This is a genomic window from Ensifer sp. 38_S197 (assembly GCF_056924495.1).
Window position 1 is genome coordinate 3,504,257 of record NZ_JBXOVZ010000002.1, and the last position, 23,678, is coordinate 3,527,934.

The 23,678-nt window shown below is 63.8% G+C and carries 20 protein-coding genes; 10 read left to right on the forward strand and 10 right to left on the reverse strand.

Annotated elements, in window-relative coordinates; genetic code table 11:
* Positions 1–156: 156 nt before the first annotated feature.
* The gene (locus AC1Z3V_RS30070) at positions 157–1,707 is read right to left on the reverse strand and encodes a putative bifunctional diguanylate cyclase/phosphodiesterase (protein ID WP_483503575.1); all 1,551 of its coding nucleotides are present in this window, start codon (positions 1,705–1,707) and stop codon (positions 157–159) included.
* 176 nt (positions 1,708–1,883) lie between these two features.
* Between AC1Z3V_RS30070 and AC1Z3V_RS30075 the strand changes: the two genes are divergently transcribed.
* The 5 genes from AC1Z3V_RS30075 (at position 1,884) to AC1Z3V_RS30095 (ending at position 7,490) form a co-directional block, all read left to right on the forward strand.
* A complete protein-coding gene (locus AC1Z3V_RS30075) occupies positions 1,884–3,134 on the forward strand; it encodes a BtaA family protein (protein WP_483503577.1) in 1,251 nt (416 codons plus the stop codon).
* Between the two features lie 4 nt (positions 3,135–3,138).
* Positions 3,139–3,807, forward strand: a complete 669-nt coding sequence (locus AC1Z3V_RS30080) for a class I SAM-dependent methyltransferase (RefSeq protein WP_483503579.1) — start codon at positions 3,139–3,141, stop codon at positions 3,805–3,807.
* Between the two features lie 239 nt (positions 3,808–4,046).
* Complete coding sequence (locus AC1Z3V_RS30085) at positions 4,047–4,832, forward strand: glycoside hydrolase family 25 protein (protein WP_483503581.1); 786 nt, start codon at positions 4,047–4,049, stop codon at positions 4,830–4,832.
* Between the two features lie 196 nt (positions 4,833–5,028).
* A complete protein-coding gene (locus AC1Z3V_RS30090) occupies positions 5,029–6,258 on the forward strand; it encodes a lytic murein transglycosylase (RefSeq protein ID WP_483503583.1) in 1,230 nt (409 codons plus the stop codon).
* A 293-nt stretch (positions 6,259–6,551) separates the two neighbouring features.
* Positions 6,552–7,490 (forward strand): DMT family transporter, encoded by a 939-nt coding sequence (locus AC1Z3V_RS30095; RefSeq protein WP_483504179.1) that lies wholly within the window; start codon positions 6,552–6,554, stop codon positions 7,488–7,490.
* 589 nt (positions 7,491–8,079) lie between these two features.
* On the opposite strand, the gene metF is transcribed toward AC1Z3V_RS30095, so the two are convergent.
* The 4 genes from metF to AC1Z3V_RS30115 all read right to left on the reverse strand — a co-directional run bounded on the left by metF (position 8,080) and on the right by AC1Z3V_RS30115 (position 12,981).
* Positions 8,080–9,030, reverse strand: a complete 951-nt coding sequence (gene metF / locus AC1Z3V_RS30100) for a methylenetetrahydrofolate reductase [NAD(P)H] (protein ID WP_429806552.1) — start codon at positions 9,028–9,030, stop codon at positions 8,080–8,082.
* Positions 9,031–9,032: 2 nt separating this feature from the next.
* On the reverse strand, positions 9,033–10,052 hold the full coding sequence (locus tag AC1Z3V_RS30105; protein WP_429806551.1) for an ArsR/SmtB family transcription factor: 1,020 nt from the start codon (positions 10,050–10,052) through the stop codon (positions 9,033–9,035).
* Positions 10,053–10,380: 328 nt separating this feature from the next.
* On the reverse strand, positions 10,381–12,030 hold the full coding sequence (gene ettA, locus AC1Z3V_RS30110; protein ID WP_429806550.1) for an energy-dependent translational throttle protein EttA: 1,650 nt from the start codon (positions 12,028–12,030) through the stop codon (positions 10,381–10,383).
* 168 nt (positions 12,031–12,198) lie between these two features.
* Complete coding sequence (locus AC1Z3V_RS30115) at positions 12,199–12,981, reverse strand: ribonuclease T2 (protein ID WP_483503586.1); 783 nt, start codon at positions 12,979–12,981, stop codon at positions 12,199–12,201.
* A 185-nt stretch (positions 12,982–13,166) separates the two neighbouring features.
* Between AC1Z3V_RS30115 and AC1Z3V_RS30120 the strand changes: the two genes are divergently transcribed.
* The 3 genes from AC1Z3V_RS30120 to AC1Z3V_RS30130 are packed head-to-tail and all read left to right on the forward strand — an operon-like array spanning position 13,167 to position 16,744.
* On the forward strand, positions 13,167–14,102 hold the full coding sequence (locus AC1Z3V_RS30120; protein ID WP_483503588.1) for an alpha/beta fold hydrolase: 936 nt from the start codon (positions 13,167–13,169) through the stop codon (positions 14,100–14,102).
* 11 nt (positions 14,103–14,113) lie between these two features.
* A complete protein-coding gene (locus AC1Z3V_RS30125) occupies positions 14,114–15,067 on the forward strand; it encodes a DMT family transporter (protein ID WP_483503590.1) in 954 nt (317 codons plus the stop codon).
* A 30-nt stretch (positions 15,068–15,097) separates the two neighbouring features.
* Positions 15,098–16,744 (forward strand): thiamine pyrophosphate-binding protein, encoded by a 1,647-nt coding sequence (locus tag AC1Z3V_RS30130; protein ID WP_483503592.1) that lies wholly within the window; start codon positions 15,098–15,100, stop codon positions 16,742–16,744.
* Positions 16,745–16,897: 153 nt separating this feature from the next.
* Here the strand turns inward: AC1Z3V_RS30130 and AC1Z3V_RS30135 are convergent, their stop codons facing one another.
* From AC1Z3V_RS30135 to AC1Z3V_RS30145, 3 genes are all read right to left on the reverse strand, one after another.
* Entirely contained in the window at positions 16,898–17,251 is a 354-nt protein-coding gene (locus tag AC1Z3V_RS30135) for a cupin domain-containing protein (protein ID WP_483503594.1), read from the reverse strand.
* Between the two features lie 62 nt (positions 17,252–17,313).
* Positions 17,314–17,652 carry a protein tyrosine phosphatase family protein gene (locus AC1Z3V_RS30140; RefSeq protein WP_173517222.1) on the reverse strand — a complete coding sequence of 113 codons (339 nt, stop codon included), beginning with the start codon at positions 17,650–17,652 and terminating at the stop codon, positions 17,314–17,316.
* Positions 17,653–17,752: 100 nt separating this feature from the next.
* On the reverse strand, positions 17,753–18,598 hold the full coding sequence (locus AC1Z3V_RS30145; RefSeq protein ID WP_483503597.1) for a DUF4432 family protein: 846 nt from the start codon (positions 18,596–18,598) through the stop codon (positions 17,753–17,755).
* 286 nt (positions 18,599–18,884) lie between these two features.
* On the opposite strand from AC1Z3V_RS30145, the gene AC1Z3V_RS30150 reads away from it, so the two are divergent.
* Complete coding sequence (locus AC1Z3V_RS30150; protein ID WP_483503598.1) at positions 18,885–20,312, forward strand: L,D-transpeptidase family protein; 1,428 nt, start codon at positions 18,885–18,887, stop codon at positions 20,310–20,312.
* Positions 20,313–20,791: 479 nt separating this feature from the next.
* Positions 20,792–22,081: an NAD(P)/FAD-dependent oxidoreductase gene (locus tag AC1Z3V_RS30155; protein ID WP_483503600.1), complete on the forward strand. Its 1,290-nt coding sequence runs from the start codon at positions 20,792–20,794 to the stop codon at positions 22,079–22,081.
* Between the two features lie 54 nt (positions 22,082–22,135).
* Here the strand turns inward: AC1Z3V_RS30155 and AC1Z3V_RS30160 are convergent, their stop codons facing one another.
* Positions 22,136–22,753 carry a YceI family protein gene (locus AC1Z3V_RS30160; protein WP_483503602.1) on the reverse strand — a complete coding sequence of 206 codons (618 nt, stop codon included), beginning with the start codon at positions 22,751–22,753 and terminating at the stop codon, positions 22,136–22,138.
* Between the two features lie 35 nt (positions 22,754–22,788).
* Entirely contained in the window at positions 22,789–23,634 is an 846-nt protein-coding gene (locus tag AC1Z3V_RS30165) for an arylamine N-acetyltransferase family protein (protein WP_483503604.1), read from the reverse strand.
* Between the last annotated feature and the right edge of the window lie 44 nt (positions 23,635–23,678).

Sequence of the window (23,678 nt, forward strand, 5' to 3'; positions counted from 1 at the left end):
CCCGGAAATTGCAGGGTTCCAATTTCTAGCCTGCGAGCGAAGGTCCGCAATGCCCTGAAGCCTCCCGCGCGCACTTGGAATTGCCTGAAGCCGAAAGATGCTCTCGAATCAATATGCCAGAGCGTCCTTTGCGCGGTCATCCGAACGCACGGCGCTCTAGGCCGAGCGTCGCAAATCCGCCGCTTCGCCCGTCTCGAGCAATGCCGCCACATCCCTCAGCGCCGACGATATCCACGGACCGCGGACTTCCACGGCGCCGCTGGCCCGTGCGCAATCCATCTCGCTTTCCTTTTCGATGCCGCGCACCGCGATCGGCAGGCGCAGCACCTGGCCGGTCTTGATGAGGCAGGCAAGCAGCGCAACGCTGCGCTCGCTGCCGTGGGTGGCCCGGATGGCGCTAAGATCGATGGTCACCTGATCGGGCTGCAGTTCGGCAATCAGGTTCAGGGGCAAGGATGAGCCGGCGCCGCCGCCAAGCGCAATCCGCACACCGAGCGCGCGCACCCCCTGGAGGTTGCCGGAGATCAGGGCAAGATCCTCGCTCGAAAAGTCCCCGGCGATCTCGATCGTCAGGCGTCCCGGAGGCAAGCTCGCTTCGGCGAGGCATTGCTCGACCTGCGCGACAAAATCGCGATCCTTGAGCTGCGGAGCAAAGGGGGCGACAGTCAGCCCTGTCGGCGAAGCCCAGCGGGCAGCCTGCGTGCAGGCCGCCCGGAGTGTCCAATAGCCAAGCGAGAGCGTGCTCGCGCTCTTCTCGGACGGCTCTATGAAGGCTTCCGCACCCATGACGCCGCGTAGCGGATGTCGCCAGCGCAGCAGCGCCTCGAAAGCACGGATGGCTCCGCTCGCCGTCCCGGCCATCGGCAGGAATTCGAGGAAGAATTCGTCGGCCGCGAGCCCGCGTGCCACGTCGCGCTCGGCCTCCGCCCGCTGCCTGGCGGCGCGGGTCAGCGTCTCCGAGTGGAAGGCGTGGCTGTTGCCGCTCACCGCCTTCGCCTCGTAGAGCGCCAGGTCCGCGCGCTTCAGCACGTCGCCCGTCGCCGTATCGCTTCGCTCGATGAAGGCGACGCCGATGCTGCAGCCGGAAGCGACCCGTGCATCGTCAAGATCGAACGGCGCTTCGAATAGTGCCTTTACCCGCATTGCGAGTATTTCCGCCTCAGCCTGCGATGACGCACCGGCGGCTGCGAGCACGAACTCGTCTCCCCCCAGCCGGTAGATGCTCGCCTCTCCGGAGAAGGCGCGCCTCAGGCGAGCGCCAAAGAGCGCCAGCAGCCGGTCGCCGGCGTCGTGGCCCATCGTATCGTTGATCGCCTTGAACCGGTCGAGATCGAGAAGGAGCAGCGCATTGCGCTCGAAGGCGGCCCCTTCCACTGAAAGCGCCTGGCGAATGTCCGCTTCCAGGGCCGCGCGGTTTGCAAGCCCGGTGAGCTTGTCGCGGTGGACTTCGTGGCGCAAGCGCCGCTCGGCACGGCGCGCCGTATGCAGCTCGTGTTCGAGCCGGCGCAAGTAGCGCCAGCGATAGAAGGATCCGCCGAGGATGAACGGCATGGCGCCAGCCGCCAGCATTGCGGGAACATCCCAATGCGATTGTCTTGCAAGCACGGTTTCGGTCACCAGCCACGCCGCAGAAACCAGAGCCCCCAATGCCGCGCCGGCAGCCGCAAATCGCTGCTCGGGCTTCGGCAGAAACGTTCTTAACATCATGTCGACGCCCCCGAATATAAGGCGGTGCGTAGCACGCTAGGGTTTAATGATTTCTTATGGGTGAAAAATTGTATGGCGGCCGTTCGATGGCCTTCCGGGGCTGTGGAAACCCCGTCATCAAAGTGTAGCGGAGTCACTTTAGAAGCGGCTAAGTTTCAACTGGATGACCGGCAGAGATGACCGAACTAGCCCCCGATGTTGGCTTTGGCAGAAAAAATCCGAAGCTGAAAAACGCGCTGCTCCAGCACAAGACCTTCTCCCTCGCCGGCCTCTCGGAACGTCTCTTCGGCCTGCTCTTCTCGGGGCTCGTCTACCCGCAGATCTGGGAGGATCCGATCGTCGACATGGAGGCGATGCAGCTTGGCCCAGAGCATCGGATCGTCACCATCGGCTCCGGCGGCTGCAACATGCTGAGCTACCTGTCGGCCGGCCCGCGCAAGATCGACGTCGTCGATCTCAACCCGCACCACGTCGCGCTGAACCGCCTCAAGCTCGCGGCTTTCCGCCACTTGCCGAGCCACAAGGATGTCATCCGCTTCCTGGCAACCCAGGGCACGGCGACCAACGTCCAGGCCTTCGACCTCTTCCTCTCTCCGAAGCTCGACACCGCCACGCGCAACTACTGGAACGGCCGCGGCATGACCGGCCGCCGGCGCATCGGCGTCTTCGGCCGCAACATCTATCGCACCGGCCTGCTCGGCCGCTTCATCGCCGCAAGCCATCTGCTCGCCCGCCTGCATGGCGTCAATCCGGAAGAGTTCGTCCAGGCGCGCTCAATGCGCGAGCAGCGCCAATTCTTCGACGAGCGCCTTGCGCCGCTTTTCGATCGTCCCGTCATCCGCTGGATCACCGGGCGCAAGAGCTCGCTCTTCGGGCTCGGCATTCCGCCGCAGCAGTTCGACGAGCTTGCAAGCCTCAGCAGCGAGAAATCGCTCGCCGCCGTGCTGCGTCACCGCCTGGAAAAGCTCACCTGCCACTTCCCGCTTAGGGAAAACTATTTCGCCTGGCAGGCCTTCGGGCGCCGTTATCCGCTGCCGCACGAAGGCGAATTGCCGCCCTACCTCAATGCCCGCGCCTATGAGGCGATCCGCAACAATGCCGAGCGCGTCGAGGTCCATCACGCAAGCTACACCGAGCTCCTGGCCAACAAGCCGGCCGCTTCCGTCGACCGCTACGTCCTGCTCGATGCCCAGGACTGGATGACCGATCAGCAGCTCAACGATCTCTGGACCGAGATCACCCGCACCGCAGACAGTGGTGCCGTCGTCATCTTCCGCACCGCGGCTGAAGACAGCATCCTGCCGGGGCGCGTCTCTTCGGCCCTGCTCGATCAGTGGCACTACGATGCCGAGGGATCGGCCAAGCTCGGCGCAGAAGATCGCTCCGCCATCTATGGCGGTTTCCACATCTACCGGAAGAAGGCTTGAGCCGATGCGCGAGGCCGGGATTTCCCACGCGCGGCGCATGGATCATATGTACCGCTACCAGCGGCACTTCTACGACGTGACGCGAAAATACTACCTCTTCGGCCGCGACACGCTGATCCGGGAAATGAACCCGGCCCCCGGCGCCTCGGTGCTCGAAGTCGGCTGCGGCACCGGCCGTAACCTGGCGCTCATCGGCCGCTGCTTCCCTTCGGCCCGCCTCTTCGGCTTGGACATCTCCTCGGAGATGCTCACCTCCGCCGATGCCAAGCTCAACCGCGGCGGCAGGCGCCGTGCCGTGCTTCAGGTCGCCGATGCGACGGATTTCGATCCGGCAATCTTCGGCGAACGGGGTTTCGACCACATCGTCATCTCCTATTCGCTGTCGATGATCCCCGATTGGCAGAAGGCGATCGATGCGGCCATCGCCGCGCTCAATCCGGGCGGATCGCTGCATATCGCCGATTTCGGCCAGCAGGAGCGCCTGCCGGCGAGCTTCCGCCGCGCGCTGCACGGCTGGCTGGACCGTTTCCACGTCACGCCACGTGCAAGCCTTTTCGACGTTCTGCGCGAGAAGGCGAGAGCAAACGGTGCCGATCTCGAACGCCGGGCGATTGGCCGCGGCTATGCCTGGCTGGCGGTCTATCACCGCCCAGCCGTCGCGGTTGCCGCCTGATCCGGGCCCACGGCTCGCGATCGTCCCCGAGTCCATGCCAAGCGAGAGCCGAAATCGCCTCGGGATTTCGGCTTTTTTCCTGCTGGGGAGTGCTTCGCAGCACCTGCAATTCCCGCTTGAGCTAACCCAATTTTTACGATGATATGGTGAAGATGAGGTTCACGCCTCGCGGGGGAAATCACCGATATGAAAGCCATCGTGTGAGGCAGGATCGTCGATCGTCTCTAGACAGGTACCTCATGCGCCGGCTTCTCCTGGCTCTACTGCCCATTGCCACCCTCCTTTCCGCCTGTTCGTCGACCGATTACGACCTGATCAAGACGGCATCGATCCCGCCGCGGTTCCAGGACACCGATCCGCAGGATTTCGGTGATCGCACCCCGCAGAACCACAACATCCACGGCATCGACATCTCAAAGTGGAACGGCGATATCGACTGGATGAGGGTGAAGAACTCAGGCGTCTCCTTCGCCTTCATCAAGGCGACGGAAGGCAAGGACCGGGTCGACACCCGCTTCAACGAATATTGGCAGCAGGCGCGCGCCGCCGGCATCCCCTATGCGCCCTATCACTTCTATTATTTCTGCTCGACCGCCGACGCCCAGGCCGACTGGTTCATCGCCAACGTGCCGAAGAACGCGGTCTATCTGCCGCCGGTTCTCGACGTCGAATGGAACGGCGAATCGAAGACCTGCCGCCACCGTCCGACGCCGGAGGAAGTGCGCGCCGAGATGAAGCGCTTCATGGATCGCCTCGAAGCCCATTACGGCAAGCGGCCGATCATCTACACCTCGGTCGATTTCCACCGGGACAATCTCGTCGACCAGTTCAAGGAACACCACTTCTGGGTCCGCTCGGTCGCGAAGCATCCGGGTGAAGTCTATGTCGAGCGCCGCTGGGCGTTCTGGCAATACACCAGCACCGGCGTGATCCCCGGCATCGACGGCGCCACGGATATCAACGTCTTCGCCGGCTCGGCGAAAAACTGGAAGAACTGGGTCGCAGCGGTCTCAGAGCCGAAGTAAGGCCGGCATTCTTGCCGCCGGGCGCGGCAAGAAACCCCATTTTCTTCATTCGGTCATAATGCTCTGAAAGAGCAACGGCAGATTTGCAGCGCCGCGCGTCTCCGGAGACGCGCAAAGGTCGCTGTAGCACTTTAAACAGCAAATTGTTGTCGGTGGTGGTGCCTCCCTCACCGCGCGACCACAGAAAGGAATTATAATGAACCGCATAGCCCGGCACGCCCTGGCCTCCGTCGCCCTCCTGGCGCTCACCGCCTCCGCCGCCTTCGCCCAGACCGCAGCGCAGACGGGCACGCAGAGCGCCGCTCCGGCTGTGGCCTGCGGCGGCGATCTCGGCGCATTCCTTGAGGGCGTGAAGGCCGAAGCCATCGCCAAGGGCGTTCCGGCCGATGTCGCCGATCGTGCGCTCGCCGGTGCCGCGATCGACCAGAAGGTCCTGAGCCGTGACCGCACCCAGGGCGTCTTCAAGCAGACCTTCACCGAGTTCTCCAAGCGAACCGTCAGCAAGTCGCGTCTCGATCTCGGCCACCAGAAGATGAAGGAATATGCCGACGTCTTTGCCCGGGCCGAGAAGGAATTCGGCGTGCCGGCCCCCGTCATCACCGCCTTCTGGGCGATGGAAACCGACTTCGGCGCCGTTCAGGGCGACTTCAACACCCGCAATGCGCTGGTAACGCTCTCGCACGATTGCCGCCGCCCGGAAATGTTCCGGCCGCAGTTGATTGCAGCGATCCAGATGGTTCAGCACGGCGACCTCGATCCGGCAACGACCACCGGCGCCTGGGCCGGCGAGATCGGTCAGGTGCAGATGCTGCCGGAAGACATCATCGCCTATGGCGTCGATGGCGACGGCGACGGTCACGTCAACCTCAAGAAGAGCTCGCCGGACGCGATCCTGACCGCGGCCAAGTTCATCCAGAGCCTCGGCTTCAAGGCCGGCCAGCCCTGGATCCAGGAAGTGACCGTTCCCGAAAATCTTCCCTGGGAAAAGACCGGCCTGCAGCCGGGCATGAAGGCTTCCGACTGGTTCGCGCTCGGCGTCAGCCCACGCGACGGCAACACCGCCAATGGCAACCTCGAAGCCTCGCTGGTGCTGCCGCAGGGCCGCAAGGGCGTGGCCTTCCTCACCTATCCGAACTTCAATATCTATCTCGAGTGGAACCAGTCGTTCATCTACACGACCTCGGCCGCCTATTTCGCAACCCGCCTCGCCGGCGCGCCGACCTATGAAGGCGGCAACCCGGAGCCCGGCCTCGACGATGTCGGCATGAAGGCGCTGCAGACCAAGCTGCAGACGCTCGGCCATGACGTCGGCAAGGTCGACGGCATCCTCGGCTCCGGTACCCGCGCCGCACTCCAGAAGGAGCAGCTCCGCCTCGGTCGCCCGGCCGACGGCTGGGCGACGCTGGAACTCCTGAACGCGCTCTGAGCGAACCGCGGGCCACAGACGTGGCTCATGCGTAAAGACCCATCACCCCGGGGATCGGAACCGATCTCCGGGGTTTCTTTTGTCCCACCCAGATGCGCTACGGCGGCTTGAGCGCCCCTTTCCACCAGTACCGCAAGAACCGGGTGGCCCCCGCGAGGACGCCGGGCTATGAAATTGTCGTCAGATCACAACCGGTCCGGGAATGTCGGGCGCGAACTTTGCGCAGCGATCTCCATTCTCCCGCCTGGACGAAGCTGACGGGCGAGGCAATCAGCACGGACAGGGCAATCACCATGGATGCGCGAACCACAATCGACGGCCATCAGATGAGCGTCAGAACCTGGGCGCTGCTCGCCCTGCTCGGTCTCATTTGGGGCGGGTCCTTCTTCTTCGCGCGCGTGGCCGTCGCCCATGTGCCGCCATTCACGCTGGTGATGCTGCGCCTGGGCCTCGCGGCATTTGCCCTGCATCTCTATATCCGCGGCCGCTTCGGCATGTATCAGGCACTTTCCGGACGCTGGCGCGAGTTCGCGCTGATGGGACTGATCAACAACGCCATTCCGCACGCGTTCATCTTCCTCGGGCAGACCCAGATCGGCGCCGGGCTGGCCGCGATCCTCAACGCCACGACGCCGGTCTGGACCGTCATCATCGCCAATATGGCGACCGAGGACGAGAAGCTGAGCTCCGCCAAGATCTCCGGCTGCCTGCTCGGCCTTGCCGGTACCGTGGTGCTGATCGGGCCGAGTGCGCTTGCAGGCCTGTTCGGCACGACAAGCGGCATTCCGCTCTGGGCGCTCGTCCTGCCGGTGCTCGCCGCCGTCAGCTATGGTTTCGCAGCGACCTACGGAAAGCGCTTTCGAAATTTCGCTCCGCCGGTGACCGCGGCTGGCCAGCTCACCGCTTCGACGCTGATGATGCTGCCCGTTGCCGCCTTCACCGATGCGCCCTGGACCTTGCCGATGCCGCCAATGGCAGCGACGCTTGCCATCCTCGGCCTCGCCCTCGTCTCGACCGCCTACGGATATATCCTCTTCTTCCGGATCATGGCGGAAGCCGGCGCCACCAATGCCTCCCTCGTCACGCTGCTGGTGCCGCCAAGCGCGATCCTGCTCGGCTATCTCTTCCTCGGGGAAACGCTGCAGGCAGCCGACATCGCCGGCATGGCGCTGATCGCATTCGGCCTCGCAGTGCTCGACGGCCGCATTCTACGGCTCAGACACGCCGTCTGAACGAGGAATCGAACCGGTCAATTCGTCCTCTTCCGAGGCGCTCACGCACGATTACAATCGTTTATATTAACCTTGCTGAAGTGATTGTGAAAAAATTGTGGCAGGCTGAAAAAGATAAATATCTCAATATTATAGCCCTGTGAACAAGCATACTCCCCCTCACGGATTTCGCACTGCAGCACAAGTTTCGCTTTAACACATCGTGATTTCGCCCTATGTTTTAACGCGTCAACGCAGGGAGGGTCTTCCATGGGCCTTACACATTCGCTGAATGTCCTCATGATAAGTGCAGCGTTCGTATTCGTGGCCACGATGCTCTTCATCTGATGAGCGGCCGCTGACAGTCCAAACCGAATAGGGACTTAAATTTCCGGAAACCCATTTTGCAGCACCAAGCAAGCTAGACCGCCAAGAGAGCACAGGGTCTGATCGCTGCGACAGAAAAGAAAGCGCATGAAGGCCGGCCTTCATGCGCTTTCTCTGTTTTCGGGCAACCTGGCTGAAAAGACGTGCGGCAGTCAAAGCGCCACGGCGACCTTTGCACGTCGGCCAGGCGCTGAGCGCCGTAGACCGGGTTTACCGCACCAATTCAGGCAGCCGCTCCGGCCGCCACCTGGAGCCGCTGACCGGGGAGCACCACACTTGGCTCCGCCGAGACCCGCTCGAAGCCCACGAGATCGCAGACGGCGGTCACCAGCGGCGAGCGGTTCATCGTATAGAGATGGAAATCGCGCACGCCGCGCCGGGCGAGATCGACGATCTGCTCGGCGGCGATGTGGGTCGCCTCCTTGAAGCGTTCGGCCGGCTGGTCTTCCAGGTGCACGAGCCGGGTGACGATCGCCTCCGGCACGCTCGCGCCGCAGAGGCCGGCAAATTTCTGCACCTGCGCCAGGTTGTTGATCGGCAGGATGCCCGGCACGATCGGGATGTTGACGCCGGCGCGGCGCACACGTTCGAGATAGCGCTCGAAATCGTTATTGTCGAAAAAGAACTGGGTCAGGGCCCGGTTGGCTCCCGCGTCGACCTTGCGCTTCAGCATGTCGATGTCGGCGGCCACGTCAGGGCTCTCCGGGTGCTTCTCCGGATAGGAGGATACGGAAATCTCGATATCGTCGCCCCGCGCGCGGATCGCCCGCACCAGATCGGTGCTGCTGGCATAGCCATCCGGATGCGGCTGATACGTGCTGCCGATGCCGCCCTGCGGATCGCCGCGCAGCGCCACGAAATGGCGGACGCCATAGTCGATGTATTCGTCGATGACGGCATCGACTTCCGCCTTCGGCGCCCCGACGCAGGTCAGATGCGCGGCCGTATTGGCAAACCCCATCTGCTCGATCATCCGCCGCACGGTCGTCAGCGAGCGCGCCTTGGTCGAGCCGCCGGCACCATAGGTAACCGTCACGAATGCGGGACCGAAGACGGAAAGATCTTCCGCCGTCTGGAAGAGCTGCACTTCCATTTCGTCGGTCTTGGGGGGGAAGTATTCGAAGGAAAGCCTCAGATTGCCGCGCTCGGCCGGATAAAGCGTCTGTGCCGTCATTCTCAAACTCCCCCTGCATGAACGCGCGGCCGCGGCGTTTCATTCTCATTCACGGCCCGCCGATCGCGCGCCAGCCAGATCGTCACCGTCAGCTTTTCTTCCTCCGCCGCTTCCGGCGAAAGGTCCGTGGTCTTTTCGAGCACCAGGCCGGCCTTGGCGAGCCAATCGGCGATCACCTGGTGCGAAAAGCCGAGGCGCGCATGCGCATGCTCGTCGCGCAGATGCTCGAGCCGGTGCGGCGCAAAGTCGATGATGACAAGGCGACCGCCCGGCATCAGCATGCGCGCAGCTTCCGCGATCGCTGCCTCCGGCTCATCGAGAAAATGCAGCACCTGGTGAATGGTGACGAGATCGAAGGCGTGGCCGTCGAGCGGGAGATTGAAGATGTCACCGTGCCGGATCGACGCCTTGGTGATGCCGGCGCGGTCGAGATTGGAGCGCGCCACGGCGAGCATGTCGCGGCTGGCATCGACGCCGACACCGCGGCGATAGAGCCCTTCGAAGAGCTGAAGGATGCGCCCGGTGCCGGTACCAAGGTCGAGCAGGCTTTCGACCGGCTCGTCGCCGACCATCTCGCGCAGCTTCGCTTCGACGTCGCGCTCGCTGACATGCAGGCGGCGAAGCTCGTCCCAGCCGGCGGCGTTGCGGCTGAAATAGGCCTGCGCCTTCTCGGCCCTCGCCTTCTTGAGCGTCGCCAGCCGCGCCGCATCGCGCGAAAGCACCGCGTCGTCGGCGGATGCCGACGCCAGCATCGCCCGCACCAGCGCGACGCGGGCGCCATCCTGCCTGAGGCGGAAATAGGCCCAGGCGCCTTCCTGATAACGGTCGACGAGTTCGACCTCGGCCAGCAGCTTCAGGTGCCGCGAAATGCGTGGCTGCGACTGCCCGAGAATTTCGGTAAGATCGGTGACGGTGAGATCGCCCGCGGCAAGCAAAGCGACGAGACGCATGCGGGTCGGCTCTCCCGCCGCCTTCAGCACGTCTACCAGCGCATCCAGACCCAACTCTTTCTGAACAGCCATCGCGATCCCCATCAACACATAAAGATATGTTTATGTGATTTGCGAGATCGGTGCAAGCGGATTTGCGTGGACAGGCCGAACAATGGCGCACACAAGACAGGCTTTGCGCCCCGCGCACCCGCAAGACCCATTCCACGGCGCATGGCCATGCCTCAGCCGGACTATCTCATTCGGTCTCGATTTTATTGGATGCCTTCCCTGCCCGAGCGGCAAAGGAAAACGGGCGAAGCCTGCGCTTCGCCCGTTCCGTGAATTCCAGCTGCACCGCCTGCTTGCGCAGCCGGCTGCGGGCAATGGGCGCCGCACACATGGCGGCGCCGATCACTGATCAGCGCGTCAGGCGCTTGTAGGTGACGCGCTTGGGGTTGACCGAATCCGGGCCGAGGCGACGGATCTTGTCCTTCTCGTAGTCTTCGAAGTTGCCTTCGAACCATTCGACCTGGCTGTCACCTTCGAATGCGAGGATGTGCGTGGCCAAGCGGTCGAGGAACATGCGGTCGTGGCTGATGATAACGGCGCAACCGGCGAAGTTTTCGAGCGCGACTTCGAGCGCCGCCAGCGTCTCGGTGTCGAGGTCGTTGGTCGGTTCGTCGAGCAGCAGAACGTTGCCGCCGGCCTTCAGCATCTTGGCGAGGTGAACGCGGTTGCGCTGACCACCCGAGAGGTTGCCGACCTTCTGTTGCTGGTCGCCGCCCTTGAAGTTGAAGGTCGAGCAATAGGCGCGCGAGTTCATCTCGTGCTTGCCGAGCTTGATGACTTCGGCGCCGCCGGAGATTTCTTCCCAGACGGTCTTGTTGCCGTCGAGCGCGTCGCGGCTCTGGTCGACATAACCGAGATGTACGGTGTCACCGATGCGGATCGAGCCGCTGTCGGGCTGCTCCTGGCCGGTGATCATGCGGAAGAGCGTCGTCTTACCGGCGCCGTTCGGGCCGATGATGCCGACGATGCCGCCCGGGGGCAGCTTCAGCGACAGGCCGTCGATCAAGAGGCGGTCGCCGTAGCCCTTGGTGACGCCATCCATCTCGATGACCACCTGGCCGAGACGCTCGCCGACCGGGATGATGATCTGCGCGTCGCCCGGACGCTGGTTTTCCGCGGCGTTGACCAGTTCGTCATAGGAGCGGATACGCGCCTTGGACTTGGCCTGGCGGGCCTTGGGGCTGGATGCGATCCATTCCTGTTCGCGGGCGATCGCCTTCTGGCGGGAGGCCTCTTCGCGGCCTTCCTGCTGCATGCGCTTGGCCTTGGCAACGAGGTAGGCCGAGTAGTTGCCCTCGTAGGGAATGCTGCGGCCGCGGTCGAGCTCGAGGATCCAGCCCGTGACGTTGTCGAGGAAGTAGCGGTCGTGGGTGATCATCAGCACGGCGCCCGGATACTCGCGCAGGTGCTTTTCGAGCCAGGCGATCGTCTCGGCGTCGAGGTGGTTGGTCGGTTCGTCGAGCAGCAGCAGGTCCGGCTGCGACAGCAACAGCTTGCAGAGCGCGACACGGCGCTTTTCACCGCCGGAAAGATTGGTCACTTCCGCGTCGCCCGGCGGGCAGCGCAGCGCTTCCATGGCCATCTCGACCTGGCTTTCGAGGTCCCAGAGGTTCTGGCTGTCGATGATGTCCTGGAGCTTGGCGCCTTCTTCCGCCGTCTCGTCGGAATAGTTCATCATCAGTTCGTTGTAGCGGTCGACGATCGCTTTCTTCTTGGCAACGCCTTCCATGGCGTTTTCGAGCACCGTCTTCGTCGGATCGAGTTGCGGCTCCTGCGGCAGGTAACCGACGGTGGCACCTTCGGCGACCCAGGCCTCACCGGTGAATTCCTTGTCGAGGCCGGCCATGATCCTGAGCACCGTCGACTTACCGGCGCCGTTCGGGCCGAGGATACCGATCTTGGCGTCCGGGTAGAACGACAGATGAACGTTCTCCAGGACCTTTTTCGCGCCGTAGGACTTATTAAGTCCGGCCATATGATAGATGAACTGACGTGCCATAAGGAAATGCTCCGCAGGGAAAGGAAATTTGCCCGCTATGTAGGCGAATTATAGGAAGGGGGCAATGATCAAAGGCATTCGCGCCGGCTTGTCCCCTTAACCTGTCCCATGCGGCCGTCCTGCCTCGACAGCGCCCTCGCCGCCGAAGAAATGGCCCTGCGAGGCCGATCAGCTTCGCCCGGCCGTATCGGCAATACCCTTGGCGCATTTGAACTCGGTCGGTCCCGCCGCCTGGATCAGCAGGCCGAGGCTCGATGCCTTCAAGACGTCGCCGGTCAGCCCGATCGTCAGCCCGGTGATGATGCTGCGTCCCTGAACCGTCTGACAGCGCATGCGCACCCGATCGCCGGCACCGGCGCCAAAACTCTGGTCGAAGGCCTGCTTGATCGTCGCCTCATCGAGCTCGGAGCCGATGCGCTGGCGAAACAGGGCGCCGACCGCCGAGCGATTGAGCTCCTCCAGCATGCGCAGCTGCGCCGAGAAATAATCGTCGACCGAGCCGCTCTGGCAGGTGCCGCTCCTCAGCCACTGGTGCCGGTCGAGCCCGGACTGCACGCCGGGCATGGCGGTGAGCAGCCGCGCCGCCGTGTCGCCGGCCATGGCAAGCTTCGGCAGATCAAGCCAGTTGCCCTTGCGATCCTTCGCGCGCGCATCGGCCGCTACCCCGCAATAGCTCTTGCGGAGCGGCCAGAGGCCATGCAGCGAGAGATTGGTGGCGTCGAAACGCTCCGCCGTCTGGCTTTCGCATTCCTTGCGCTGCGGCCGGGTCTCGCAGAAGCCGGGTTGCCAGCTCACCGCCAGCACATATTCCGTGCGCGAGCCCGCGCCTTCGGTCGCCCCCTGGTCCGACATTTCCTCGCCGGCGGCGAAGGCAGCCGGAGCAAGGAACAGCGCCAATGCCGCCAGCAGTCCTGCCATCGGACCCGATATCGCCTTGCAGAAACTAACCATGATATCCTCCTGCGGAAACAAACAGGGAACGAATATCGCTCAAAACGGGAAAAATGCAACTCATAATTACGATGAATGCACATTCTCTTGTGACCTCATGCGCAACGAGCAACAAGCGGCGATTGCCTTTGCCTTGCAAATCGATTTGATATCGAAATGGTTTGTCGTTGGTGCCGGGGGAAATCGTGTTCGGGCAGGTGAAGACACATCAGAGCCCGACCGGTGCCACCTTGAGCTGGCGCCATTTCCCGGCCGCCGCCGATGCCCGCGGCATCCTTCTCGTCAGCCACGGCCTTGCCGAACATTCCGGCCGCTACGCCCGCTTCGCCGAAGCCATGGCCGCGCACGGTTTCCATGTCTATACCCATGACCATCGCGGCCACGGCAGAACGCGGGCGCCGGACGCACCGCTCGGCATGTTCTCGAACCGCGAAGGCCTCGACAAGGTGTTCGCCGATATCCGGGCCGTGCGGGCTCTGGCGACCGCGGCGCACCCGGATCTGCCGGTCATCCTCTTCGGCCACTCCATGGGCGGGCTGATCGCGCTCAACGCCGCCGAGACCGACCCCGGCCTCTATGATGCGCTCGCCATCTGGAACTCCAATTTCCGCCCCGGCCTTGCCGGCCGCGGCGGCCAGGTTATCCTCAAGATCGAGAAGGCGTTGAAGGGCTCGGACGTGCCGAGCCCGCTTTTGACCAAGCTCACCTTCGGCATGTGGGGCGGCGCCATAAAGGATCGCAAGACCGATCTCGACTGGCTCTCCCGCGACGATGCCGAGGTCGCGAAATACGCAGCCGATCCGCTTTGCGGCTTCGATGCGACCGTCTCGCTCTGGCTCGACCTCTTCCGCCTGTCCTTCGGTGGTGCCCGGCCCGACCGTCTGGCACGGCTCCGCAAGGACCTGCCCATCCATCTCGTCGGCGGCAGCGCCGACCCGTCCACGGAGATGGGCAACGCCGTGCGCTGGCTCGGTACCAAGATGAAGGCGGCCGGCCTGCGCAACGTCACCGTCACCGTCTATGATGGCATGCGCCACGAGACCCTGAACGAACTTGGCCGGGAACAGGCGACCGCGGACTTTGCCGCCTGGTGCTTGGGCGTCGTCGCAGGCAAGCGCTGACCGGAAATCCCATGACCGACATGTCCCTTCCCAAGATCGCAGCGGACCACAATCGCATCTCTTTTGGGCTGACGCTGATGGTGATCTCGGTGCTGTTGTCGCCGCTGATCTTTATCTTCGCGAAGCTGGCGATCACCACCGTTCCCTCGGCCGAGATTACTGCCGTCCGCTTCCTGCTGCAGGTCGTCTTCATCCTGCCGATCGTGCTCGTCCGCGGCAGCCTCTTCGATCTCACCTGGCGCAAGACCGGGCTCCATGCGCTGCGCGGCGGTCTTCTGGTCGTGACGATGCTCTCCTTCATCACCACGCTGAAGGTGATGGAGGTTGCCGACGCGATTGCGATCTTCTTCGTCGAGCCGATCATCCTGACGATCCTCGGCAGCGTCTTCCTGAAGGAAACGATCGGCTGGCGGCGCTATACCGCCTGCGGCGTCGGCTTCTTCGGCGCACTGCTCGTCATCCAGCCGAGCATGCAGGAGGTCGGGCCGATCGCGCTTTTACCTGTTGTCGCCGCCTTCGGCCTCGCCGTGTTCCTGCTCGTCACCCGCATGGTGGCGCAGAACGAGGACCCCTGGTCTATGCAGTTTCATGCCGGCATCTGGGGTGGGCTCTTCTGCCTCGTGCTGCTCTATTTCGGTGAAGGCACCGGCTCCAGCATCTTCGATCCGGCCTGGCCGGAAGGCTACACCTGGGCCTACCTGCTCGGCGTCGGCGTCACCGCCACCATCTCGGGCGTGCTCGGCGTCTACGCCTATCGTGCCGCCCCGGCTTCGGTGCTGGCGCCACTGCAATATCTGGAGATCGTCTCGGCCACGATCTTCGGCTGGCTCGTCTTCGGCGATCTGCCCGACGCGCTGAAGTGGCTCGGCATCGCCATCATCATCGGCTCCGGCCTCTACATCATCTGGCGCGAGCGCCGCGTGCACAAGGACACGAGCGTCGCTGCGGTGTCGCCAGCAATCTGACAACAAAGAAAGTCCATCGGGAGGAAGATCATGAAAACTGGAGGACAGCTCGTCGTCGACGCCCTCGTCGCCAATGGCGTCAAGCGCATCGCCTGCGTGCCGGGGGAAAGCTACCTGGCGGTGCTGGATGCGCTCTACGACACCGACATCGACGTGCTCGTCTGCCGCCAGGAAGGCGGCGCGGCGATGATGGCGGATGCCTGGGGCCGGCTGACAGGTGAGCCCGGCATCTGCATGGTGACCCGCGGCCCCGGCGCCACCAACGCGTCCGCCGGCCTGCATGTCGCAAGGCAGGATTCGATCCCCATGATCCTCTTCATCGGCCAGGTGCAGAGCGAAGCGCGCGAGCGCGAGGCCTTCCAGGAGATCGAGTACCGCCGCGCCTTTACCGAGGTCGCCAAGTGGGTGGGCGAGATCGACGATCCCGCCCGCATTCCCGAATTCGTCACCCGCGCCTTCGCCGTCGCCACCTCCGGCCGTCCCGGCCCGGTCGTGCTGACGCTGCCGGAGGACATGCTGACCCGTAGCGCCGAGGCGCCCGCCGCCAAGGCCTACCAGCCGGTCGAAGGCCATCCGGGCCCGGCGCAGGTAAAGCGGCTCGGCGAAATGCTCAGCACGGCCAAGCGACCGATCGCCATCCTCGGCGGCACCCGCTGGACCGCGGACAGCGTCGCGGCGTTCCAGCGTTTCGCCGAGCGGTGGAAACTGCCCGTCGGCTGCTCCTTCCGTCGCCAGATGCTCTTCGATCACCTGCATCCGATGTATGCCGGCGATGTCGGCATCGGCATCAACCCGGCGCTCGCCAAGGAGGTCAAGGAAGCGGATCTCGTCCTGTTGCTCGGCGGCCGCTTCTCGGAAATGCCCTCCTCCGGCTACACGCTGATGGATAGCCCCTACCCGAGCCAGACGCTGGTACATGTGCATCCGGACACATCCGAGCTCGGCCGCGTCTACCGGCCGGAACTGGCGATCGCCGCAAGCCCGCGCGACTTCGTCGCCGCCCTCGACGGCCTTATACCCGCAGGCGAACCCGCCTGGTCCGCTCGCACGGAAGCCATGCACGCCGCCTATCTCAAATGGTCGACCCCGCCGGAAACCGGACCGGGTGCGGTGCAGATGGGCCCGATCATGAACTGGATCGAGGCGAACGTGCCCGAAGATACCATCTTCACCAACGGCGCCGGCAACTACGCCACCTGGGTGCATCGCTTCCACCGCTTCCGCCGCTATGCGACGCAGGCAGCGCCTGCCTCCGGCTCGATGGGTTATGGCCTGCCGGCCGCAGTGGCCGCCAAGCAGCTCCATCCGGATCGCGAGGTCATCTGCTTTGCCGGCGACGGCTGTTTCCTGATGCACGGCCAGGAATTCGCCACCGCCGTGCGCTACCGCCTGCCGATCATCACCGTCGTCGTCAACAACGGCATCTACGGCACGATCCGCATGCACCAGGAGCGCGAATATCCCGGCCGCGTCAGCGCCACCGATCTCACCAATCCGGATTTCGCAGCGCTCGCCCGCGCCTATGGCGGCCACGGCGAAACGGTCGAGAAGACGGAGGAGTTCGCCGCCGCGTTCCTCAGGGCGCGCGCCAGCGGCAAACCGTCGATCATCGAGATCAAGCTCGACCCCGAAGCGATCACGCCGACGCGCACGCTGACGGATATCCGCAACGGCTGAGCGGGGTTTACAGAAGAACGTCCAATCACGGCGCCAACGTGCCGTGATTGGATTCCCGTGACGGACACAGGAATCCAGCCGCGCCGCGTCCACGGCGCGTGAAAAACTTCCGCCGCCGCCCGTTCAGTGACCACTGCGAATTGGGCGACCGCCCTACTCTTCCAGCCACTCGGTCGAAAACGCGCCGGCCGCATGCAGGTCGGTCGTCTCCAAGCGCCCCGGCCCTAGATTCTCGAATTTGTGCGGCACGTTGGCCGGCACCACGACGATCTCGCCCGCCTCGGCGTCGATGCTACGGTCACCGACGGTGAAGCGAGCGCGGCCGAGGCGGACGATGAAGGTTTCCGGATAGGGATGGCAGTGCAGCTTCGGCCCGAAGCCGATCTCGTCGGAGGCAAAGAAGATCACCGAGAGCCCCGCACCATAGGCACCGCCCTCGAACTCGCCACTCCAGACCCCGGGCTCATCAGCCCATTGCTCGCGCGAAATGAGATGCGCTTCGGCCATGCCGGTCCTCCATTGTCAGATGGAACGAAGCGGCCGAGCGCGAGAACTTGGGTTCGCGTGGTTCAGCCGCGGATATGCTGGGTCTGCTGGTAGACGGCCGTCGAGCGGGCACCCGAACGGCAATAGCCGAGCATCGGCCGCTGGAACTCGTCGAGTGCATCGACCATGCGCGTCACGGCCTCTGCCGTCACGCCCATCGGGCCGACGGGGATGTGCATGGTTTCGATACCGAGCTCTTCGGCGCGTGCCGCAATCGAATCGAAGGTCGGCTGATCCGGCGCCTCGAAATCCGGGCGGTGGCAGACGATGGACTTGAAGCCGAGCGCCTTGATCTGGTCGAGATCCTCGACGGTGATCTGGCCGGAGACCGAGTATTCGTCGTTGATCTGGCGGATGTCCATGGTCGTCTTCCTCAGGAAATGTGGTGGTCTCTGATGTAGGCGCAGCACTTCTCCGCGTCAATTCAAAAGCCGCGCCTCAAAGTCCCAAGGTCGCGAAAGGTCAAAAGACCGAGAAGGCGATCGCGTAGCTCCGTGCCTCACCCGGTCGAAGTGGGACCAATTCTCCGGCCGCCGCAAGTTCCGGACGCTTGGCGATGCGGTGCGACACGGGCTCGATGCTGATCACATCCGCTCCGCCGCGCTGGCAGCGCCACATCTGCAGAAACGGCAGCGTGTCGGTCCGGAACCGCACCTGGAGATTTCGCCCACCGAGCCCGGCAAGACCCGCAAGGGTGGCCTCCGACCAGCCATCGGAACCAACGGCCGCCGGCAGGCAGAAATGCGCGCTCTCACCATTGCCGAAGCGCCAGGCGCTCTCCCCACCTTCCAGCGAAGCGCTGACGATGCGGGTGTCAGGCCCAAGCAGCCGCCCGGCGATATTGACGTGATACATCATCATCGGTGGAAAGTCCGCCGCCCCAACGTTGACGATGCGATCCTCGAGCACGACTTCGTTCCGCCCGGCATCGATCCGCCACCGCCGCTCGACCCGCGCTTGCCCGCCATCGGCGAGCGCCACCTCGATCGTCGCCGTGCACTCGGCGCCGTCACTTGCCATCTCCGTTCGGCTGACCGCCGTTCCGGCAAGCGATCCATGCAGCGGATAGCGCGCGCCTTCCACACCACCCTCGATCGCTTCGGGATGGCGGATATGTTCCGGCCCGCAGGTGAAGAGAAAACCGGCGAGCGCCCGGTCGACCCTGATATCGCCATCGGAGGGGATCGCGGCGCCTGGCGACAGGTCGACGCCATCGACGACGAAGGCGGCGATGTCGAGCGCAGACCGGCGGTCGAACAGAACATGATTCTCTCGGCCGTCCGCAGGTTCTTCAAGCGTTATCAGCATGTCCTCTTCCTCAAATCGGCCGCAGAATCACTGCAATCGCAAGGAGATGATAGCCGAGGAGAGAATCATTTCCTCAGGTGAAGCCTGGGATTGTGCCGCCTAGATCTTGAACGCGATCGATTCTACAGCGCCGCGCGTCTGACCAGACGCGCAAAGGTCGCTGCAGCAATAAGTTAGAACGGGATGCGGGCGGAAAGCCGCGCACGCTTTTCCTCATCCCGATGTATTGAATTTAACCGCTCATTCATGATGAATTCATTTTTTTCACATTAACGTCGAAATCCAAATGTACCGCGCCACATTCGCTTCAATGAAAACAGGTTCTCACGTGACGTCAGCGACCCGCATCGGCCTCTCGCTTCTCGCCGCAGCCGGCTTTCTTGCCGTGGATTTGACGGCCGCTTTCGCGCAGGACTATCGCGGTAGGAACCGCTATGGCGACGATGTCCTGCTGGTCACGCCCGATGGCGAAATCCTCGACTACGTGCCGCGCGCCGACGAGGTGCAGACCATGCGCGACAGCCGGGGCCGCACGCTCCTGATCGATGGTTGGGGCAACGTGATTGCGACCGTGGTGCCCAATCGCGGTCGCCAAGGCGGCTATGGCGGCTATCGCCGCCAGGGAGACGTCGACATCTATTCGAACCGGCGCAACCGCGACAGCGAGCGCGGCTACGGCTATTCCGAGCCTGGCGAGGTCACCGGCTCCATCCCCGACTACCGCGACGTGGTGCCGCCGTCCACCGACGGCAACGATCTGCCGAACAGCCTGCCGGGCCTGATCGACGGCACCGAAGAGGCTGCGATCGATCCGAACGACACCCAGACCATGCGCCCGTCGATGCCGCCGGCCATGACGGTCAAGAGCAAGTCGCGCGCCGAGATCACCGCGCTGCAGGTCTTCCTCGACCGCGAAGGTTTTTCGCCCGGCGTGATCGACGGCAAGATGGGCTCGAACGTCACCAAGGCGATCGAGGCCTGGCAGCAGTCGACCGGCGAGACGCTCGACCCCAACAATACCGAGGACATTCTCGAGCGGCTGCGCATGAACGGCGGCATGCCGATCACCAGCTATACGATCTCCGCGGCCGACGCCGCCGGCCCCTATGTCGCGTCGATCCCGGAGGACTACGCGCACAAGGCGATGCTACCGCATTTGTCCTTCACCTCGACCACGGAAATGCTCGGCGAGAAGTTCCACATGGACGAGGCCTATCTGCGCGAGTTGAACCCCGGCGTCGACTTCACCATCCCGGGCACGATCATCAAGGTCATCAATCCGGGTGCGAACAAGACCGGCAAGGTGGCCCGCATCCTCGCCGACAAGGCGCGCAAGCAGGTGCTCGCCTATGACGACGCCGGCAAGCTGATCGCCGCCTATCCGGCAACGATCGGCTCGTCCGACACGCCGTCGCCTTCGGGCACCGTCAATGTCGAGCGCATTGCCCTCGATCCGGGCTACACCTACAACCCGAAGATCAACTTCCAGCAGGGCAACAACGACAAGATCCTCACGCTGCAGCCCGGTCCGAACGGCCCGGTCGGCACCGTCTGGATCGCACTTTCAAAGCCGACCTACGGCATCCACGGCACGCCCGATCCCTCCAAGATCGGCAAGACCCAGAGCCATGGCTGCGTCCGCCTGACCAATTGGGATGCGACCGAGCTCGCCAAGATGGTCAGCCCCGGCGTGACCGTCGAGTTCGTGGATTGACGCCTTTGCCTTCGGCTAGTGCCTGTTTCCTTCAATCGTAGCCGGTTGAACGACAAAAAAATGCAGCAATCCAGCGAGCTCCGCGCAAGACGTGCGGCGCTGTCGGCCAAGCGGCGCTGCCGAAAGCATTTTTGCGCTCTTCCCCCAATTGGGTGAGTGACTTCGGCAAAACGCCGTAGAAGATGGGATTGCCTGATTGACCATCCACGACAGGCACGTATTTAAAGATGTATCGCCGAAGCGAGACGAAGTTTCGGCAAAGACTTTTCAGACCTATACATTTACAAGACCGCAGCTGCCGACGACCCAGCTGCGGTTTTTCTCCATCGCCCCACAGCACAGCGCTCGGATGCCGCCAACGCCCGGCCTTGCATCATGACTTCATGAAACATTGTCATGAGAATTTTCGCCGCAATCGGCTATCACCGAGAAACCCTGACCATAGGCCGACACCCGGCCGCACTTGAAGGATTGCCGCGATGGCGACGGAGCGCACCCTGCCCAACCTCTGGCATGCGACGGCACCGGCCGCGCCCGACACGAAGCCGCTTGGCCGCGATGTGTCGACCGATGTCGCCATCATCGGCGGCGGCTTTACCGGCCTCTCGGCAGCCCTGCACCTCGCCGAAAAGGGCGTGAAGGCCACGGTCGTCGAAGCAAAGATGATCGGCTTCGGCGGCTCCGGCCGCAATGTCGGCCTGGTCAATGCCGGCATGTGGGTGAAGCCCGACGACCTGATCTCGACCCTCGGTCCGGCCGCCGGCAACCGGCTGCTCACCGAGCTTGGTGACGGCCCGTCGATGGTTTACGCACTGGTCGAAAAACACGGAATGACCTGCGAGGCGGTACGCAACGGCACGCTGCACATGGCGGTCGGCAGCGAAGGTGTTACCGAAATCAAGGATCGCGAAGCGCAATGGCAGAAGCGCGGCGCTCCGGTCGAGGCGCTCTCGGCCGAGCGCGCGCATGCGCTGACCGGCGCCGAAGGTTTTGCCGGCGCCCTGCTCGATCGTCGCGCCGGCACGATCCAGCCGCTCGCCTACGCCCGCGGCCTGGCGCGCGCCGCCCTTGCCGCCGGAGCCGAGATCTACACCGACACGCCGCTGACCGGCGCCGAGCGCCAGGGCGACACCTGGGTGCTGAAGGCCGGCAATGGAGTCGTGCGCGCCAAGCAGGTGATCCTCGCCACCAACGCCTATGGCGGCCTCTTCGCCGAGACGCCGTGGCAGGCGCATACGCAGGAGCTGACGATCCTGCCCTATTTCCAGTTCGCCACCAATCCGCTGCCCGAACCGGTCGCCAGCCGCATCCTGCCGGAACGTCAGGGCACCTGGGACACCGGCCTTGTGATGACCTCGTTCCGCATGGACCAGCAGAACCGGCTGATCTTCGGCTCGATCGGCCGGCTCGACGCAATCGCCGAAGGCACGCATCGTGCGTTTGCCGCCCGCTCGGTGCGCAAGCTCTTCCCCTATATCGGCGACTTCCGCTTCGAATACTGGTGGGACGGCCGTATCGGCATGACGACCAACAACCTGCCGGCCATGCACACGCTGGCCCCGAACGTCGTTTCTGTCAGCGGCTACAACGGCCGCGGCATTGCGCCCGGCACGGTCTTCGGCCGCGCGCTTGCCAACCACGTCACCGGCGAGACCTCGGCGATCCCGCTCGCCGAGACGCCGGTAACCCCGGACACCTGGCGCGGCGTGAAGTCCGCCTTCTACCACGCCGGCGCCCAGGCCAAGCATTTCATCGACCGGCGGTTTTGAGTCGGTCTTGGAGGGTTGGGCCGGTCATGCCGGCCCACCGCCTGCTGCTCTTTTTCACCGGAACGAATAATCCGCGGGAACCATCTGTGTCTCGATGGCAAAGGTGACCTCGTCTCCGAGTTCGGGGATTGCGAAGTCCAGCCCCCATTCGCTGCGACGGATGCTGCCGGTTGCCGAGAAACCGATCTTCGGGACGCCCATCATCGGATGCTCGGCCATCGAGCCGTTAAAGGTGACGTCGAGCGTCGCCGGGTGCGTCTCGCCGCGGAGCGTCAGGAGGCCTTCGACGGTGCCGGTCTTCTCGCCCGTCACGCGAATCGTCTTGGAAACGAACGTGATCGGCTTCGCAGCCAGGAACATCTCCTCGCCGCCGATCTCCGCATCGAAATCAACCTTTTCCGGCCAGGGATAGTCGGTGCGGACCGAAAGCGGATCGATTGTGACGGAAAGCGTGGAGGTCTCCGGCTTGTCCGGCTTCCAACTGAGCCGCGCGTCGACTTTGGTGAAGCGCGCTGTGTAGTGCGACAGGCCGGAATGGTTGAACGACCAGTTGAAGCTGGAATGCGAGGGGTCGGTCTTATAGGTGCCGCCCGGCGCCGGGTCGCTGGCGGCGGCGAGGGCGAAGGTCGTGCTCAAGGTAAGCGCGAGTGAGAATGCAGGAATGCGAAGCATGGGTGGTTCCTTGACTGTGAAGTGATGGTGCCGGTTCAGGCTGCCTTGTCGCGGCCAATGGCCTGGAGGCGCTCCCAGACACGGCCGGATTGGGGAATGTCGAGGTCGAACACGGTCTCGAACGCGTCGGCGAGATGGTCGGCGCTCGTGATGCGCTGCTCGCTAAGGCTATTTGCCGTCACGCGGCGCAGGCAGTCATTCTGCAGGGCGACATAACCGTCCGTCGTGTGCCGCAAGACCGCGAGGGCATTGGTGAACGGTGAGCCGGGATCCTGCATCAGCCAGCCATGCGTTGCGGCCATCGCGGCTTCGTCGCTTTGGTCGGGCCGGAAATCGAAGCTCTTCGCGATGCCGCGTACATGGTTGTTGAAGCGCAGCCAGCCGCCGTCCGCCGGCATGATCGAGAAGTCGAAGCCGCGCTGGCTGATCGGCCCGACGGCAAGCGGCACGGGTTCGATAATGGCATCGGCCACGCCGACCTCGGCGAGATAGGGACGGTCGAGATCGACGCGCAGGGTGAGATGATTGCCGATGGCGATGTCGCCTAGCTTTTCCCGGTCGACGCCGCCGCAAAGACGGATCACGCGGAAGCCAAGTGCGGCAAGTGCAGCGCCGAAGAGGCCGTTCATCTCGTAGCACCAGCCGCCGCGCCGACCCTTGACCATCTTGGAGAAGGCCGCGGCCGGGGTTATCGCGGAAGGCCATCCCATAAAGGCATCGAGCGCTTCCCAAGTGAAGGTCATGAGGTGGGCGCGGTGCAATTGCGACAGGCTGCGGATATCGAGGCAAGCCGGAAGTTCCATCCCGATCCGGGCGAGATAGGTCTCGAGTTGCGGGGCTGTCAGTATCGTCTGGTCTACTTTCGAAGGCGCGTGTGTCATCCTTCGGTCTCCTTTCGATGGACCGTTGTTGAAGTTCCGTTGGT